Source organism: Thermocatellispora tengchongensis, assembly GCF_014202315.1.
Taxonomy (GTDB): Bacteria; Actinomycetota; Actinomycetes; order Streptosporangiales; family Streptosporangiaceae; genus Thermocatellispora; species Thermocatellispora tengchongensis.
In genome coordinates, this window is sequence record NZ_JACHGN010000031.1 from 32,226 (window position 1) to 48,088 (window position 15,863).

16 protein-coding genes and 1 pseudogene are annotated in these 15,863 nt (G+C 74.3%); 7 read left to right on the forward strand and 10 right to left on the reverse strand.

The features are described from left to right. Positions 1–207: 207 nt before the first annotated feature. A complete protein-coding gene (locus HNP84_RS45905; protein WP_185056433.1) occupies positions 208–666 on the reverse strand; it encodes a MarR family winged helix-turn-helix transcriptional regulator in 459 nt (152 codons plus the stop codon). Between the two features lie 191 nt (positions 667–857). On the opposite strand from HNP84_RS45905, the gene HNP84_RS54375 reads away from it, so the two are divergent. Then, positions 858–2,054: an FAD-dependent oxidoreductase gene (locus HNP84_RS54375; RefSeq protein WP_185056434.1), complete on the forward strand. Its 1,197-nt coding sequence runs from the start codon at positions 858–860 to the stop codon at positions 2,052–2,054. 7 nt (positions 2,055–2,061) lie between these two features. Here HNP84_RS54375 and HNP84_RS45915 read toward each other — a convergent pair whose 3' ends face one another. Next, the gene (locus HNP84_RS45915; protein ID WP_185056435.1) at positions 2,062–2,484 is read right to left on the reverse strand and encodes a nitroreductase family deazaflavin-dependent oxidoreductase; all 423 of its coding nucleotides are present in this window, start codon (positions 2,482–2,484) and stop codon (positions 2,062–2,064) included. Positions 2,485–2,581: 97 nt separating this feature from the next. Between HNP84_RS45915 and HNP84_RS45920 the strand changes: the two genes are divergently transcribed. Further along, positions 2,582–3,070: a MarR family transcriptional regulator gene (locus HNP84_RS45920; RefSeq protein WP_185056436.1), complete on the forward strand. Its 489-nt coding sequence runs from the start codon at positions 2,582–2,584 to the stop codon at positions 3,068–3,070. Between the two features lie 104 nt (positions 3,071–3,174). On the opposite strand, the gene HNP84_RS45925 is transcribed toward HNP84_RS45920, so the two are convergent. Continuing rightward, positions 3,175–3,402 carry a hypothetical protein gene (locus HNP84_RS45925; RefSeq protein ID WP_185056437.1) on the reverse strand — a complete coding sequence of 76 codons (228 nt, stop codon included), beginning with the start codon at positions 3,400–3,402 and terminating at the stop codon, positions 3,175–3,177. A 117-nt stretch (positions 3,403–3,519) separates the two neighbouring features. On the opposite strand from HNP84_RS45925, the pseudogene soxR reads away from it, so the two are divergent. Continuing rightward, positions 3,520–3,972 (forward strand): annotated as a pseudogene (gene soxR, locus HNP84_RS45930) (redox-sensitive transcriptional activator SoxR); the annotation flags it as partial. 171 nt (positions 3,973–4,143) lie between these two features. Here soxR and HNP84_RS45935 read toward each other — a convergent pair. Together HNP84_RS45935 and HNP84_RS45940 are read right to left on the reverse strand one after the other, a co-directional pair. Further along, positions 4,144–4,812 (reverse strand): response regulator, encoded by a 669-nt coding sequence (locus tag HNP84_RS45935; protein WP_185056438.1) that lies wholly within the window; start codon positions 4,810–4,812, stop codon positions 4,144–4,146. Beyond that, a complete protein-coding gene (locus tag HNP84_RS45940; RefSeq protein WP_221337602.1) occupies positions 4,809–6,074 on the reverse strand; it encodes a sensor histidine kinase in 1,266 nt (421 codons plus the stop codon). The genes HNP84_RS45935 and HNP84_RS45940 overlap by 4 nt, the downstream gene beginning before the upstream one ends. Before the next feature lie 170 nt (positions 6,075–6,244). Between HNP84_RS45940 and HNP84_RS45945 the strand changes: the two genes are divergently transcribed. Together HNP84_RS45945 and HNP84_RS45950 are read left to right on the forward strand one after the other, a co-directional pair. Continuing rightward, complete coding sequence (locus HNP84_RS45945) at positions 6,245–7,165, forward strand: ABC transporter ATP-binding protein (RefSeq protein ID WP_185056440.1); 921 nt, start codon at positions 6,245–6,247, stop codon at positions 7,163–7,165. Next, positions 7,162–7,944 carry an ABC transporter permease gene (locus HNP84_RS45950; protein WP_185056441.1) on the forward strand — a complete coding sequence of 261 codons (783 nt, stop codon included), beginning with the start codon at positions 7,162–7,164 and terminating at the stop codon, positions 7,942–7,944. Before HNP84_RS45945 ends, HNP84_RS45950 begins: the two co-directional genes overlap by 4 nt. Positions 7,945–7,969: 25 nt before the next feature. Here HNP84_RS45950 and HNP84_RS45955 read toward each other — a convergent pair whose 3' ends face one another. The 4 genes from HNP84_RS45955 to HNP84_RS45970 form a co-directional block, all read right to left on the reverse strand. Further along, a complete protein-coding gene (locus HNP84_RS45955) occupies positions 7,970–8,365 on the reverse strand; it encodes a nuclear transport factor 2 family protein (protein WP_185056442.1) in 396 nt (131 codons plus the stop codon). A gap of 29 nt (positions 8,366–8,394) precedes the next feature. Beyond that, entirely contained in the window at positions 8,395–9,054 is a 660-nt protein-coding gene (locus tag HNP84_RS45960) for an NUDIX domain-containing protein (protein WP_185056443.1), read from the reverse strand. Between the two features lie 110 nt (positions 9,055–9,164). Next, a complete protein-coding gene (locus HNP84_RS45965; RefSeq protein WP_185056478.1) occupies positions 9,165–9,518 on the reverse strand; it encodes a YciI family protein in 354 nt (117 codons plus the stop codon). Between the two features lie 23 nt (positions 9,519–9,541). Then, entirely contained in the window at positions 9,542–10,972 is a 1,431-nt protein-coding gene (locus tag HNP84_RS45970) for an amidase family protein (protein ID WP_185056444.1), read from the reverse strand. A gap of 93 nt (positions 10,973–11,065) precedes the next feature. On the opposite strand from HNP84_RS45970, the gene recD2 reads away from it, so the two are divergent. Together recD2 and HNP84_RS45980 are read left to right on the forward strand one after the other, a co-directional pair. Continuing rightward, the gene (gene recD2, locus HNP84_RS45975; RefSeq protein ID WP_312927211.1) at positions 11,066–13,246 is read left to right on the forward strand and encodes an SF1B family DNA helicase RecD2; all 2,181 of its coding nucleotides are present in this window, start codon (positions 11,066–11,068) and stop codon (positions 13,244–13,246) included. Positions 13,247–14,081: 835 nt separating this feature from the next. Then, on the forward strand, positions 14,082–14,837 hold the full coding sequence (locus HNP84_RS45980) for an ABC transporter ATP-binding protein (RefSeq protein ID WP_185056445.1): 756 nt from the start codon (positions 14,082–14,084) through the stop codon (positions 14,835–14,837). On the opposite strand, the gene HNP84_RS45985 is transcribed toward HNP84_RS45980, so the two are convergent. Next, on the reverse strand, positions 14,827–15,816 hold the full coding sequence (locus tag HNP84_RS45985; protein ID WP_246519485.1) for an NAD(P)-dependent alcohol dehydrogenase: 990 nt from the start codon (positions 15,814–15,816) through the stop codon (positions 14,827–14,829). The genes HNP84_RS45980 and HNP84_RS45985 overlap by 11 nt on opposite strands. Positions 15,817–15,863: the final 47 nt, after the last annotated feature.

Sequence of the window (15,863 nt, forward strand, 5' to 3'; positions counted from 1 at the left end):
GGTGCGATGCGCGCGGTGCGATGCGCGCGGTGCGATGCGCGCGGTGCGATGCGCGCGGTGCGATGCGCGCGGTGCGATGCGCGCGGTGCGATGCGCGCGGTGCGATGCGCACGGCCTGATGCGCGGTGCGATGCGCGCGTCCGATGCGCGCGGTCTGAGTGCCCCGTCTGATGCGCCCGGTCTGATGCCGGGGGCCTGGCCAGCCGCTCATCCGTCGCCGCGCAGGTTGCGCAGCATCCGGGTGAGCAGGCCGGTGAGCTGTGCCACCTCCTGCTCGTCGAACCCGTCGAGCAGCCGCATCGTGGCCCGGCCGAAGATCGGTGCCAGGGTGGGTGCGAGCGCCTTGCCCTCCTCGGTCACCTCGATGACCACCGCGCGCCGGTCGCCGGGATGGCGGGTGCGGCGCACCAGGCCCTTGGCCTCCATCCGGTCCAGCAGCCTGGTCATCCCGGCGGTGTCGGTGCCCAGCAGCGGGGCGAGCTGGTTCGGGCTGGTCTGGCCGCGGGCGGCGTTCAGCAGCAGGGCGGCCTGCTGGGAGGTCACGCCGTACGGCGCGAGGCTGGCCTCCACCGCCGTGCGCAGCTCCCGCGCGACCTGCTGGACCAGCGCGCCCGCGCCCAGCACCGCCCCGAATGACGCCCCGTCGTGGCTTGCTCGTGGATCCATGCCAGCATGGTACCGGGAATAGCTGTCCGGCCTGTTGCTGTCACGACAGTGATTTGTTAGCCTCGGCCCCATGGTCGAGCCGAACTTCGTCAGCCCATGTCCACGCGTCCGTCCACGCCTCTGCGCGCGTGTCCGATGCCATGTCGCCGAAGGCCGCTCGGCGAAAGGTCATCCCATGTGAAAGGACGTACATGCCACCCAAGCGACCCCTGCACGTGCTCATCGCCGGCGCCGGCGTCGGCGGCCTCTGCCTGGCGCAGGGCCTGAGAAGGTCCGGGATCGACGTCGCGGTCTACGACCGTGACGAGTCGGTCTACTTCCGCGGTCAGGGCTGGCGCCTGACCATCCAGGACGACGGCGCCGAGGCGCTGCGCGACTGCCTGCCCGCCGAGCTGTTCGCGCTGTGCCTGGCCACCGCGCTGCGGCCCGCGACCCGGCTCGTCGTCACCGACCACCGGCTCGCCCCGAGGTTCGCCAAACCGCTGCCCGAGCCCGTCCCGGACCGGCAATTCGGCGTCAACCGGCTGACCCTGCGCGAGATCCTGCTCGCCGGCCTGGACGACATCGTCCACTTCGGCAAGACCCTGCTGCGCTATGAGGAGACCGGCGACGGCCGGGTGACGGCGCACTTCGCCGACGGCACCACCGCCACCGGCGACCTGCTCGTCGGCGCCGAGGGCGTCAACTCCGCCGTACGCGCGCAGCTCGTCCCCGATGCCGTGGTGGACGACATGGGGCGGATGATCTACGGCCGGAGCCCGCTCACCGAGGAGACGCTGCACTGGCTCCCCGAGGAGCTGGTGGACACCTTCAACGTCATGTCCGGTCCCGGCGGCGTCACCTTCGGCGCCGTCACCTGCCGCGCCGCCGGTGACACCGGCGCGGCCGTCGCGGCGCACGCGCCGTACGCGCGGCTCACGCCGATCCCCCACTACCTGGCCTGGTCCATGCGCGGCTGGAGCGGCGCGCCCGAACTGGAGGGCGAGCGCTTCCGCCGCGCCGACGGCGAGAGCCTGCACCGGCTGGCCCTGGAGACGCTGGAGCGCGACGGCTGGCACCCCGCCGCGATCCGGATCGTGCGCGAGGCCGATGTCGCGGCCACGTTCCCGGTCGGCCTGCACTCGGCCCGGCCGCTGCCGCAGTGGAAGTCCGACACCGTCACTCTGCTGGGCGACGCGGCGCACGCGATGTCCCCGGCGCGGGGCGAGGGCGCCAACACCACGCTGCGCGACGCCTGGCTGCTGCGGCACGCCCTGGCCGAGGTCGTCCACGAGGGCACCCCGCTCGCCGTGGCCAAGGCCCGCTACGAGGCCGAGATGCTGGAGTACGGGTTCGAGGCGGTCGCGCGCTCCCGCGAGCGGCCGCTGTTCCACCGGGGCACCCGCTGACTCCGCCTCACGGCGCCCGTTCCAGCGCCACCACCGGGATCACCCTGTCGGTGGCCTCCTGGTAGGCGCCGAAGGCCGGGTCGCGGGCCACCTGCCGCGCGTACAGCTCGTCCCGCTCCGGGCCGGTGATCTCGCGGGCCACCGCGTCGTACGCCTCCTCGCCGACCTCGACGCGTACCTTGGGGTCGGCGAGGAGGTTGACGTACCACTGCGGGTGCGCGGGGCGGCCGGCGTTGCTGGCGAAGATCAGCAGGCGCGGGCCGTCGGCCAGGTAGACCACCGGGGTCGTGTGCGGCCGCCCGCTGCGCGCGCCCCGGGTGGTCAGCAGGAGCAGGGGCTTGCCCGCGAACATCCCGCCAAGCCTGCCGCCGTTGGCCCGGAACTCCGCGATCACGTTCTCGTTGAAGCTCCGCTCGCCGCCGTCGCTCATCGCATCCCCCGTGGGTATCCTGCGTGCAAACATGGAGACTGATTTGCTTTGCAAGCAAAGTAATTGGCACGACAAAGCTATTGGGACGCGAGTGGGCATGTCAACCGAGCATGGTGAACCGGCGGCGGCAGGCGAGAGCGGCGGCCTGGGCCTGGAGGAGGGCATCCGCACCCTCCTGCTGCTGATGCCGCGCATGGTCGGGCGGATCAAGCGCGCCCCCGTGCCCGAGGAGCTGCGCCCGCTCAACCTGGCGCCGCGCCACTTGTCCCTGCTCGCCCTGCTGCTGTTCGACGGCCCGATGACGGTCAACGAACTGGCCTGTCGGCTGGAGGTCGCCCCGGCCACGGTCAGCCTCATGGTGGGCGACCTCAGCCGGCGCGGCGTGCTGGAGCGCCGCGAGGACGAGGCCGACCGCAGGCGCACCATCGTGAGCATCCCCGACGAGCGCCGCCCCGCCATCGACGCCTGGCTGGCCCGCGGCGCCACCGCCTGGCGCCGCGCCCTCGGCCCGCTCACCCCCGAGCAACGCCGCATGTTCGTCGACACGATGCTCGCCTACGAACGCGACCTGGCGGAGGAGGACTGACCCGCTACGGCACCGTGGCGAGGCAGGCGGCCAGGGCGCGGTTGAAGGCGACATCCAGGCTGGGCAGGTGCGCGGCCGCCGCGCCCGGCTTGCGACGCGCCGGCCTACGAGGCGGGGCCCGCTCCGCCCCACAGGGAGGGGTCGAAGAGGGGCGGGGGCTCGCCGGGTGTGCCGGTCTCCACCAGCTCGACCATGTCGGCGGGCAGCACGCGGGCGGGCAGCTCGCCGAAGCGGACGAAGCGGAGGAACGCCTCCTCCTCCTTGGTGAAGCGCTCCACCCGGTCGTCCTCGTCCGGCACGCCGTGCCCGGCGTGCTCCTCGTGGTCGTACATGGCCGGCGACCTCCTCAGCCGCGCATCGTTCCCACGGATCACGATATTTCATGCCTTGACCATGCGGCGCGGCGGACGGTAGAACCTTAACCAACGTTCAGGTCGGGGAGGGGTGCGGTGGACGAGGCGTCGTGGGACCAGAAGGAGCTGACGGTGGGCCAGCTCGCCGCACGCAGTGGGGTGGCGGTCTCCGCGCTGCACTTCTACGAGCGCCAGGGCCTGATCTTCAGCCGCCGCACCGCGGGCAACCAGCGCCGCTACCGGCGTGACACCCTGCGCCGGGTCGCGCTGATCCGGATCGCGCAGCGGGTCGGCATCCCGCTGGCCGAGATCGGCGCGGCGCTGGCCGAGCTGCCCGACCGGCGGGTGCCCGGCCGGGCCGACTGGGAGCGGCTGTCGCTGCGCTGGCGGGCCGAGCTGGACCAGCGCATCCGGCATCTCCAGCAGCTTCGTGACGAGTTCACCGACTGCGTGGGCTGCGGATGCCTGTCCATCGACCGATGCGCGCTGGCCAACCCGTACGACCGCCTGCGCGCCCAGGGGCCGGGCCCGCGCCGGCTGCTGTCCGCCGTCCCGGACACCGGCGACGCGGCCGGAGACGCAGCCGGAGCCGGAAACGCAGCCGGAGACACAGCCGGAGACGCAGCCGGAGACGCAGCCGGTGGTGATCGCGCGCCGGCCGGGGCGGACGCGGGTCCGTGCGGTGCGTCCGAGACCTGCTGCTGAACGGCCGGTGAGCGGTCAGCGCGCGGCCGGTCGCACCAGGCCGGTCTCGTAGGCGACGATCACGAGCTGGGCGCGGTCGCGCGCGGCCAGCTTGGCGAGCAGGTGGCCGACGTGGGTCTTGACCGTGGCAGCGCTCAGGTTCAGATGGGCCGCGATCTCGGCGTTGGACAGGCCGCGGGCGATCAGGATCAGCACCTCGCGCTCGCGGTCGGTCACGCCGTCCAGCTCGCGTGCCGGGGGCCTGGCGGGCCCGGGACGCCCGGCGAACTCGGCGATCAGGCGGCGGGTGACGCTCGGCGCGAGCAGCGCCTCGCCCGCCGCGACCACCCGGATCGCCGACAGCAGGTCGGCCGGCGGGGTGTTCTTCAGCAGGAACCCGCTGGCCCCGGCGCGCAGCCCGGCGTAGACGTACTCGTCGAGGTCGAAGGTGGTCAGGATCAGCACCTGGGCGGCCCCCGGGGTCGCGCAGATGCGCCTGGTCGCCTCGATGCCGTCCATCTCGGGCATGCGCACGTCCATCAGCACCACGTCGGGCCGCTCCCGCGCGGCCAGTTCCACGGCCTGCGCCCCGGTGCCGGCCTCGCCGACCGTGACCAGGTCGGGCGCGGTCTCGATGAGCACCCGGAAGCTGCCGCGCAGCAGCGCCTGGTCGTCGGCGACCAGGACCCGTACCGGCGCGCTCACCGTGCCGGGGCCACGGCGTCGCGGGGGAGGGTGGCGGTGACCTGGAAGCCGCCCTCGGGGTGGGGGCCCGCGGCGAACGAGCCGCCGTACATCGCGACCCGCTCGCGCATGCCGATCAGCCCGTGGCCGGGCGGGGCCGCGGGCAGCCTGCGCTCGCCGGGCCCGTCGTCGCGCACCACGATCGTCATCCCCTCCTCGCCGCCGTCGATCAGCACGTGGCACCGGGCCGGTGCGGCGTGCCGTACGACGTTGGTGACCGCCTCCTGCACGATACGGTAGACCGTCAGCTCCACCCCCTCCGGCAGCCCGGCGGCCCCGCGCACGTCCATCTCCACGCGCACTCCCGCCTGCGCCGCCCGCTCGGCCAGCTCCGCCAGGCCGGCCAGGCCCGGCTGCGGGCCCAGCTCGGGCTCGGGCCCCGCGGCGGGGGCCGTGGCGCCGGCCCGCAGGATGCCGAGCATGTGCCGCATCTCGGTCAGCGCCTCGCGGCTGGTGGTCTCGATGACGCGCAGCGCGTCGCGCACCTCCTCGGGCCGGGAGTCGGCGACGTGGTTGGCGATGGCCGCCTTGACCCCGATCAGGCTCAGCGTGTGGGACACCACGTCGTGCAGCTCGCGGGCGATGCGCAGCCGCTCCTCGGTCACCGCCCGGTAGGCGAGCTGCTCGGCCGCCCGCGCCGCGTACGCCCGCCGCTCCCGCACCGCCCGCCCGACCGTCCAGGTGCCGCCGAGCACGGCCAGGCCGAGCAGGGCAACTGCCGGTCCCTGCGGCACGGGCGCCTCCGGCGGACCGGGGGCCCGGGTGCCGACCCCGACGCTCCCGACCAGCACGATGCCCAGGCTCACCGCCCCGATGAGCAGGGTGGGCTCGCGGCGGCGGCGCGGCGCGTCGAGCGCCACGGCGTACAGGGCGAAGGCCGCGGCGATGAGCGGATCGCCGATGAGGCCGTGCCAGAGCGCCACCCCCGAGGCGGCGAGCACCACCGCGAACACCGGGCGCGGCCACAGCCGGCGCACGGCCAGCGGCGGCCCCAGCGCCGCCACGATCAGCGGCGTCGCCCAGTCCGGCAGGCCCGGCGCCGCGCGGATCGTGGCGAGCAGCGCGAGCGTGTAGGCCACCGCGCCGGCGGCGTCCAGCGCGACCAGTTCCCGCCAGGTCAGGCGCCGGGCGAGGAGAGGACGCGGGGGCGTGATGAGATCCGGAGTCGTGTCGTCCGCCGCCGTACCCCGCCCCGGCGGCCGTCCTGCTGTCGCGTCCCGCACCTGACGACGGTACCGGGCGGGGCGGCGCGGGCGCCTCCGACCGAGGGCGGTCATCCTCCGGGATGACCCCGCCCCTCGTGGCCCGGCCCGCGTACGTCCCCGGGCGGAGCGCCGATTTCGCCCGCTGCTCCGAAGCGGCGGCGCGGCCGGATGCGGGAGCGTCGTGTCCCGTGATCGAGGTACGAGAACTGACCAAACGCTACGGCGACGCCCTGGCCGTGGACCGTCTGTCCTTCCGGGTCGAGCCGGGGCACGTGACCGGCTTCCTCGGCCCGAACGGGGCGGGCAAGTCCACCACCATGCGCGTGCTGCTCGGCCTGGACGTGCCCACCGCCGGACAGGCCCTGATCAACGGGCGGCCGTACACGAGCATGCGCCGCCCCCTGCACGAGGTGGGCGCGCTGCTGGACGCGGGCGCGGTGCACGGCGGGCGCACCGCGCTCGACCACCTGCGCTGGCTGGCCCGCAGCAACGGCATCGACCGGCGGCGCGTGACGGAGCTGCTGGAGCGGGTGGGCCTGGCCGGGGTCGCGCGCAAGCGGATCGGCGGCTTCTCCCTGGGCATGCGCCAGCGCCTGGGGATCGCCGCCGCGCTGCTCGGCGACCCCGGGGTGCTGCTGCTCGACGAGCCGGTCAACGGGCTGGACCCCGACGGCGTGCGCTGGATCAGGGAGCTGCTGCGCTCGCTGGCGGCCGAGGGGCGCACGATCCTGCTCTCCAGCCACCTGATGAGCGAGATGGAGCTGACCGCCGAGCGCATCGTGATCGTCGGCCGCGGGCGGCTGATCGCCGACACCACCGTGCGCGAGCTGGCCGCCCGGTACCAGCGCGGCGTGCTCGTGCGCTCCTCCCGCGAGGCCGAGCTCGCCGGGGTGCTGACCGCGGCGGGCGCGAGCGTGACCGCCGCCCCCGAGGGCGGCCTGACGGTGAGCGGGCTGGACGCGGTGGCGATCGGCGAGCTCGCCGCCGGGCACGGCATCCCGGTGCACGAGGTGCGCACCCGAACCGCCTCACTGGAGGAGACCTACATGGAGCTGACCGCGGGCGACGTCGAGTACGGCGCCGGGCGCAGGGCGGAGGCCGTACGATGAGCGACGCGCTGGCGGCCGAGTGGATCAAGCTGCGCACGGTGCGTTCCACACCGGTGATCCTGGCCGTGGTGCTCGCCCTGTGCGGCGCGGCGCTGCTGCTGGTGGTGTACTTCGTCGTGACCTACGACTCGCTGCCGCCGGAGGGGCGGGCCCGCTCGGCGCTGTCGCCGATGGGGCCGCTCGTCGAGATGGTGGCCTCGCTCGCGATGGCGGTGCTCGGCATGCTGGCGATCACCTCCGAGCACGCCACCGGCATGATCCGCGCCACGTACGCCGCGATCCCCGACCGGCGCCGGGTGCTCGCCGCCAAGGCCGCGGTGGTCGGCGCGGTCGCGCTGGTGACCGGGCAGGTGACCGTGCTCGGCACCGCCGCGCTGGAGAAGCTGATCGTGGCCGGGCGGCCGATCCGCGGCCAGTCCGCGCAGAGCATCGCCGAGCAGCTTCCGCACATCCTGGCCATGGGCCTCATGGTGGCGGTGTTCGCCCTGTTCGGGCTGGGCCTGGGGGCGATCCTGCGCTCCACGCCCGGGGCGCTCTCGACGCTGGCCGGCCTGTGGTACGTGCTGCCCATCGTGGTGAACAACCTGCCCGAGCCCTGGCACGAGTGGGTGGGCTCGGTCCTGCCCGGGGCGCTGGCCGGGCAGCTCGCCGGAACCGGCAACCCGAACTCCGTGTACGGCTCCTCGCTCCCGCCCGCCGCGGCCCTGGCGGTCATGGCGGCGTACGCCGTGGTGCCGCTCGCGGTCGCCGTCCACCTCGACCGCCGCCGCGACACCTGACGCCGCGCGTGGCCGAGCCGCCCGCTCAGTGCAGCGGGCCGGCGAATACCACGATCTCGTCGATGTCGCCGGCCGGCGTGACGTGCACCATGTCCGTGCCCGACAGTACGGTGCCGCCGTCGGGCGCCTCGAAGCGCCAGCCGAACCGGGCCCACTCGTGCGGCGCGTCGACCGAGGTCGTACGCACCAGCCGGCACCCGCCCGCCCGATAGCTCTGCACCACTTCGGTGATGAAGTCCTCCACGGCGTCGCGGCCCACGCCGCGGCCGAGCGGGCCCCAGAACACCACGCCCGGCGCGAGCGCGCGGCTGAGCAGGTCGGCCCGCCGCGCCGGGTCGTCGGAGTTGGCCGCGGCGATGAAGGCGTCCACCGCGTCGGCGTGCGCCCGCTCCTGCGGCCTCGCCGGGGTGTTCGGGGTCACACCGTCCTCCTGGTGGTCGTTCCGCGTGGTCATCGGCGGGCGAAGGGGCCGTCGAGGGCGGCCCACTGCAGCAGCATGACGGTCTTGGCGTCGGCGATCTCGCCGGTGCGGACCAGGTCGAGGGCGTGGTCGAAGTCGAGTTCGACGACCTCGATGTCCTCGCCCTCCTCGGCGACCCCGCCCCCCCGCCCGGTGCGGGTGGCGGCGTTGTAGGGGGCGGCGTAGAAGTGCAGGCGCTCGGTGACCGAGCCGGGGCTCATGTAGACGGTGAAGACGTGCTCCACCTCGCCGACGACGTGGCCGGTCTCCTCGGCGGCCTCGCGCCGGATGGCCGCCTCGGGGGCCTCGTCGTCGAGCAGCCCGGCGGCGGTTTCGAGCAGCATGCCGTCGGGATGGCCGTTGACGTAGGCCGGGAAGCGGAACTGGCGGGTCAGCAGGACGGTGCGGCGGGCGGAGTCGTACAGCAGGACGGTGGCGCCGTTGCCGCGGTCGTAGGTCTCGCGCTGCTGGACGCTCCAGTGGCCGTCGGCGTGCTGGTAGTCGAAGGTGGTCGTGCGCAGCACGTACCAGTCGCTGGACAGCAGCCGCACGTCGCGCACCTTGACCCGGGGGTTGCCCGTGAGGTCGCGCCCGGCCTGGTCCAGCCCGGTGCGCCCGCGCCGGTCGGGAACGTCGATGCCGGGGGTCACGATGCCGGTCCGGGCGCCGGGGCGGGTCGGTGGATCACGCGCGCGTTCAGGGTGCCTCTCCTTCTCCGGTCGCGGCGTGCGCCGCGCGGTGTGACTCTACCGTCACCCGGCTACGCGCCGTAGATCTCGGCCGTGTCCATGATGCGGCGGACCTCGATCAGCGATGAGGCGGCCTCGGGGAGGCGGGCGGCGATCTCGGTGGCGCGCTCGACGCTGTCGCACTCGATGAGGTAGTAGCCCGCGAGCATCTCCTTGGCCTCGGAGTAGGGACCGTCGGTCACCGCGGGCACGCCGTCGCGCACCCGCACCACCTTGGCGCCGGCCGTGGTCAGCCCCTCGGTCGCGATCAGCTCGCCGGACGCGGTCAGCTCGGCGATCAGGGCGCCGTGAGCCTGTTCGAGCGCGGCGTAGTCGTCGCGGGTCCAGGTGTCCCAGTTGGCGTGGTTGCCGTAGATCATCAGCATGTACTTCACGGTCACCCCTCAAGTCAGGGACGGGAGCCGGTGTGCTGCACCGCCCAGCGGTCGTCCGGGGTCGGCGGGGGCTCGTAGCCGCCCGTGACGTCGGCCAGCAGTTCGGCGAAGGTGATCGCGGTGTCGTCCTCGTACAGGGGGCCGATGATCTGGGCGGCGACCGGGAGCCCCGCCTCGGTGCGCCCGATCGGCGCCGAGACGGCCGGGAGCCCGGCCAGCGCGGCGTGCGCGGTCCAGAACGGCTGGGCCGAGTACGGCCGCCCGCCCTCCGGCGTGTCGATCACGCGCTCCCCGAACGGCCGGTCGTCGTGCGGGAAGGCCGCGGTGAAGTTGACCGGGCACAGGAAGACGTCGAAGTCGCCGAAGTAGCGGGTCCACGCGGCGCGGACGGCCATGCGCCGCCGCTCCTGCCCCAGCGCCTCGGCCAGCGAGCCGCCGCCCTCGGCGCCGGGCTGCTGGTAGGCGAAGAACAGGTTCAGGTGGAAGCCGAACGACTCGGCGTCGCCCACCGGGTCCAGGCCCTCGGGCCACCCCTCGGTCACGCTCGCGCCCGCGCGGGCGAGCGCGTCCACCGCGTCCGAGAGCGCCGCGCCGACCTCGCCGGTCACCGGGACGTGCGGGTGGTCCAGGACGAACCCCGCCCGCAGGCCCGCGAGCCGCACCCGGCGCGGCGCGGGCAGGCGCCACTCGTACGCCAGCGCCGCCGGGCCCTGCGGCCCCGCCGTGGCGGCCAGCGCGGCCCGCAGGTCCCGGGGCGAGCGCCCGAGCGGGCCCACCGAGGTCAGGTACGCCATCTCGCTCGGGCCGGCGGGCGGGCCCGGCGGCTGGAGCCCGCCCAGCGGGGTGATGCCGGCGCTCGGCCGCAGCCCGTACACGCCGCAGAACGCCGCCGGGATGCGGATCGAGCCGGCCAGGTCGGTCCCGTAGTCCAGGAAGCTCAGCCCGGCGGCCACCGCGGCGGCCGAACCGCCGCTGGAGCCGCCGGGGGTGCGGGCGGGATCCCACGGGTTGGCGGTCGCGCCGTACAGGTCGTTGGCGGTCTGGGCGAAGTCGCCGAGCATGAACGCCACGTTCGTCTTGCCCGCCACGACCGCGCCGGCGCGGCGCAGCCGCCGCACCACCGTGGCGTCGCAGGCGGCCACGTGATCGGCGAAGGCCGGGTTTCCCCAGGTGGTGCGCATCCCGGCCACGTCGAAGCACTCCTTGACCGTGATCGGGACACCGTGGAGCGGGCCGGGCTCCTCACCGCGCGCCAGCGCCTCGTCCGCCGCCGCGGCCTCGCGCAGCGCCTGCTCGCGGCGCTGCTCCACCACCGCGTTCAGCCCCGGATTCACCGCGTCGATCCGGGCGAACAGCGCCTCGGTCAGTTCCCGTGAGGAGACCTCCCCGCGGCGCAGCGCCCGCGCCGCGTCCAGCGCCGGGCGGTACAGGATGTCCGGTGTCATGCGCTCCATCATGCCGCGCGGTCCCGCGTACTGTCGGGGGCCGGCGCTAGGGTCCTGCGAAGAGGTGCTGCGCATGATCCTGGAGAGCGTACGGTGACCGTGGCCGCGAAGCCGGAGGCGTGCCTGACGGAGGTCGAGGCGTCCGTCGAGCGGCTGGTGTACGTCCGCGAGGACGACTACACCATCGCCCGCATGAGCGCCGACGACCGGCCCGGGTTCGTCGCCGCGGGCCGCGCGCTGGCCGGCGCGCAGCCGGGCGAGACCCTGAAGCTGGCGGGGGAGTGGGACGAGCACCCGCGCCACGGCGGGCGGCTGATGGTGCGGAGCTGCGAGCGGGTGGCGCCCTCCACCGTGCGGGCCATCGCGCTCTATCTCGGCTCCGGCCTGGTGCGCGGCATCGGGCCGCGGCTGGCCAACGCCATCGTCGGCCACTTCGGCGAGCAGACCCTGACGATCATCGACACCGCGCCCGAGCGGCTGACCGAGGTCGACAACATCGGCGCCGTCCGGCAGGGGCAGATCGTCCAGGCGTGGGCGGAGCAGAAGGAGATCGCCGGGCTGATGGTGGTGCTGCAGGGCTTCGGCATCAGCCCGCTGCTCGCCGCCAAGATCTACCAGGCGTTCGGCAAGGACGCCCGCGAGGTGCTCGCCTCCGACCCGTACCGGCTGATCGGCCGGGTCAAGGGCATCGCCTTCCACACCGCCGACCGGATCGCGCTGCGCTCCGGGGTGCCCGAGCACAGCCCGCAGCGGATCGAGGCGGCGATCGCCGACCGGCTGGAGGTCGCCGCGGCCCGCGACGGGCACTGCTACCTGCCGCTGCCCGCGCTGGTGGCGATGGTCTCCGAGCTGATCGGGCCCGAGGAGGGGCTGATCCGGCGCGCCATCGACTCCCTGGTGGCCGAGCGGCGGGTGGTCGTGGAGTCCTCGCCGGAGCACCCCGGCGACTCCGGCCGCCTGGTCGTCTACGCCAAGGAGCTGCACGCCCGCGAGGTCGCCCTGGCCTCGCACCTGGACCGGCTGCGCCGCGCCCGCTCCACCCTGCCCATGCGCGGCTACGCCGAGGACGAGAGCCTGCACGAGGACCAGCGCGCGGCCGTCAACCTGGCGCTGACCAGCACCGTGTCGATCCTGACCGGCGGGCCGGGCTGCGGCAAGAGCCACACCGTGCGCGCCATCGCCACCACGGTGCGCGCGATGGGCGGGTCGGTGACCCTGACCGCGCCCACCGGCAAGGCCGCCAAGCGGCTGGCCGAGCTGACCGGCATGCCGGCGATGACCGTGCACCGCATGCTCGCCCACCGGCCCGATCCGGAGGAGGGCACGCTGTTCCAGCAGACCCCGGCCACGGCCGACATGGTGGTGGTCGATGAGGCGTCCATGCTGGACCTGCACCTGGCCACGCGCCTGGCCGCGGCGATCCCCGACGGCAGTCATCTGCTTCTGGTGGGCGACGCCGACCAGCTTCCCAGCATCGGGCCGGGCAACGTGCTGACCGACCTGCTGCGGGTGGCCGAGATCCCGCGGGTGCGGCTGACCCACGTGTTCCGGCAGGCGCAGGACAGCGGGATCGTCCGCACGGCGCACCGCATCCGGGCGGGCGAGCTGCCGGTGCTGCCGGGCGGCGGCGGGTTCTGGTTCGAGGAGCTGGACGACCCCGAGAAGGTGGCCGACCGGGTGGTGCACCTGGCGACCGAGGCGATCCCGCGCAAGCAGGGCGTGCCGCGCGAGCAGGTGCAGGTGCTGTGCCCGATGCGCAAGGGCGCCACCGGCACCGCCGAGCTCGGGCGCAGGCTGCAGGAGCGGCTCAACCCGGCGCGCGAGGGGGTCGCCGAGCACTGGTCGGGGCCCGCGGTGTTCCGGGTGGGCGACCGGGTGATGCCGATACGCAACAACTACGACAAGGGCGTCTTCAACGGCGAGATCGCCACGGTCACGGCGGTGGACGTGCAGGAGCGCGTGGTGGAGCTGCGCACCGACGACGGGGAGAGCGTGTCGTACTCCTTCGGCGAGCTGGACGAGCTGACCCACGCCTACGCGATCAGCGTGCACCGCTCACAGGGCAGCGAGTACCCGTTCGTGGTGGCGCCGATCGTGGCCGAGGCCGGGGGAGTGATGCTGCGCCGCCGGCTGCTGTACACCCTGGTGACGCGGGCGAAGGCGTGGGTGGTGCTGGTGGGGCAGCGCGAGGCGCTGGAGCTGGCGGTGCGCAGGCTCGACCGGCGCAGGAACACCGGCCTGACCCGGCGCCTGGCGGCGATGACGGAGAACTGACCTCGCCGATCCCGACATGTCCGAATTTGCCATACTTTGTAAAGGCGCCGGGTTGGTGATCACTCAGAGTCGCGACAACCTAACAGCCTCAGCGACGAGATAGTCCTGCTGCGGCGGGCTCGTCACCCGCTGTGCCGCCTGCCGGTAGCACTCGCGGGCACCAGGCCGCCACCGCCGCGGCGGCGCCGGGCACGGGCCGTGAGTGGGGCGCGCACCTGGCCGACCTCGCCCACCAACTGGAGGCCGGCGGACGGTTCGCAGAGGAGCGGCGGCGGTCATCTCCAGATGAGGTGGAGGGCGTGCGGCACGGCGGCGAGGTGCTCGGCGGGGGCGGGCATGCGGAAGGGGAGCCGCCGGCCTGGATGCGCTGCTCGGCCCGGTGCTGCCGCACGCCTGTGGCTTCCCGGCCGCCGTCATCTCCCGTGACGCCATCGCCTCCCGGGAGAGCGGGCCGCCGAGATGGGGGCGTGGTGGCTGGAATGGCCGCCGGGAAGCCGCTGCGAATACCACGCCACCTCGGCGCACTGGGTGCTCGTCCCCGAGGCCACCATGGGCCACCGCATCACACTCCAGCCGGTCCGGGCCCAGGGGGTCGAGCACCCGGCCCCGCAGTGCCTGCCGGAAGTCCTGGCCGGTCACCCGGTGGATCACCTCCGTCAGCACCTCCATCGAGCGGGTCCCCTTGAGGTCGGCCTGGCGCTCCATCGGGACGCCCAGGGCCGGCGACGGCGCGCAGGGTGAGGGCGATCTGCGGGGCGGAGGAGAGGACGGACTCAACCCTTTTAATTGGTAGGAAAAGTTGACTTAGTGGGGTTTTCCGCCTAGGTTCTGCGGCATGAGCGGAGGGGTGAAGGTCGGCCTGCACGGTGTCGGCATGGTGTTCCGGGAGGAGGGGACGGCGGTCACCGCGCTGGAGCGGGTGGACCTGGACGTGCGCGAGGGGGAGTTCCTGGCGCTGGTCGGCCCGAGCGGCTGCGGCAAGTCCACCCTGCTGGACCTGATCGCGGGGGTGAACGCGCCGACGAGCGGCGAGATCCTGATCGACGGAGAGCCGCCGCGGGGCTCGGGCCTGGAGCGGGGGGTGGCGTTCCAGCAGTACGCGCTGCTCCCGTGGCGTACGGCGCTGGGCAACGTGGAGCTCGGGCTGGAGGCCAGGTCGGTGCCGGGGGGCGAGCGGGAGGGGCCTGCCCGGCGCCATCTGGAGCTGGTGGGGGCGGGTGGCGTCGCGGAGCGCTACCCGCACGAGCTGCCGGAGGGGATGCGGCTGCGGGTGGCCATCGCCCGCAGCCTGGCCTTCGGTCCGGACGTGCTGCTGCTGGACGAGCCGTTCGCCGGTCTGGACGCGTCCACCCGGGAGTCGGTGCGGGAGGATCTGCGGCGCGTGTGGGAGAAGACCGGCACGACCGTCGTCCTGGTCACCCACGACGTGGAGGAGGCGGTCTGCCTCGCCGGGAGGGTGGCGGTGATGACGGGCGGGCCGGGCCGGATCAGGGAGGTCGTGGCGGTGGCCGACCCGCGCGACGGCGCCCGGTTGGCGGACTGCGGGCGGCGCATCCGCGGCCTGCTGGGGGGCGAGACGGTCACACGGTGACGACGATCTTGCCGCGGGCGTGGCCGGTCTCCAGGTGGGCCATGGCCGCGGCGGCCTGGTCGAGCGGGTAGGTGGCGCCGATGACCGGGGTGAGCTGTCCGGCCTCGATCAGCTCGCACAGGGCGGTCAGGTCGTCGCGGGTGGGGATCGCGATGAAGTTGACCACCCGGTGGCGGGTGACCGGCGCGAGCAGCCGTGCTCGCAGGATGCGGCCGAGGGGGCCGAACCAGCGGCCGCCCGTGCCGCTGTTCGGGACCAGCGCGCCGCCGGGGGCGAGGGTGCGCCTGCACTCCGCGAGCGTGCGGTTGCCCACGTTGTCCAGCAGGAGGTCGTAGCGCGGCCCGTCGCGGGTGAAGTCCTGCCGGGTGTAGTCCACGACGTGGTCGGCGCCGATCGAGCGGACGGTCTCGACGTTGGCGGGGCCGCACACGCCGGTCACCTCGGCGCCGCGCGCCTTGGCGATCTGCACCGCGAAGGTGCCCACGCCGCCGGCGGCGCCGTTGATCAGCACTTTCTGCCCGGCCCGTACGCCGCGGCAGGCGCGCAGGGCGGTGACGGCCGCGGTGGGCACGGCCGCCGCCTGCTCGAAGCTCAGCCCGGCCGGCTTGCGCGCCAGCGCGGCGTCATGGCGGACGGCGACGTACTCGGCCAGCGTGCCGGTGCCGCAGCCGAACACCTCGTCGCCGGGTCGCAGCCCCGTGACGTTCCGGCCGACCTGTTCGACCTGCCCGGCCAGGTCGCCGCCCAGCCCGTGGGCGCGGGGCCGGACGGGCCCGGCCTGCAGCCGGAAGACGTAGGGCGTGCCGCGCATGTAGTGCAGGTCGCCGGGGTTGACCGAGGCGGCCCGCACCCGGATCAGCACCTCGTCATCGCCGATGCCGGGCCGTGGCACGTCCTGGACGGCCAGCGCCTCGGGCGGGCCGTAGGCGGTGTAGCGGATCGCCCTCATGGTGACCGGCCGCGTCCGGGACTGCGTCATGTGATTCCTCCATGTGTAAGAATTATCTGACACATGGAACGTAGCAC

Coding starts and splice junctions, on each gene's coding strand:
- HNP84_RS45905 (WP_185056433.1), bottom strand. CDS start 666: ATGGATCCACGAGCAAGCCACGACGGGGCGTCATTCGGGGCGGTGCTG.
- HNP84_RS54375 (WP_185056434.1), top strand. CDS start 858: ATGCCACCCAAGCGACCCCTGCACGTGCTCATCGCCGGCGCCGGCGTC.
- HNP84_RS45915 (WP_185056435.1), bottom strand. CDS start 2,484: ATGAGCGACGGCGGCGAGCGGAGCTTCAACGAGAACGTGATCGCGGAG.
- HNP84_RS45920 (WP_185056436.1), top strand. CDS start 2,582: ATGTCAACCGAGCATGGTGAACCGGCGGCGGCAGGCGAGAGCGGCGGC.
- HNP84_RS45925 (WP_185056437.1), bottom strand. CDS start 3,402: ATGTACGACCACGAGGAGCACGCCGGGCACGGCGTGCCGGACGAGGAC.
- HNP84_RS45950 (WP_185056441.1), top strand. CDS start 7,162: ATGAGCGACGCGCTGGCGGCCGAGTGGATCAAGCTGCGCACGGTGCGT.
- HNP84_RS45965 (WP_185056478.1), bottom strand. CDS start 9,518: ATGCTGATGATCTACGGCAACCACGCCAACTGGGACACCTGGACCCGC.
- HNP84_RS45970 (WP_185056444.1), bottom strand. CDS start 10,972: ATGACACCGGACATCCTGTACCGCCCGGCGCTGGACGCGGCGCGGGCG.
- HNP84_RS45980 (WP_185056445.1), top strand. CDS start 14,082: ATGAGCGGAGGGGTGAAGGTCGGCCTGCACGGTGTCGGCATGGTGTTC.
- HNP84_RS45985 (WP_246519485.1), bottom strand. CDS start 15,816: ATGACGCAGTCCCGGACGCGGCCGGTCACCATGAGGGCGATCCGCTAC.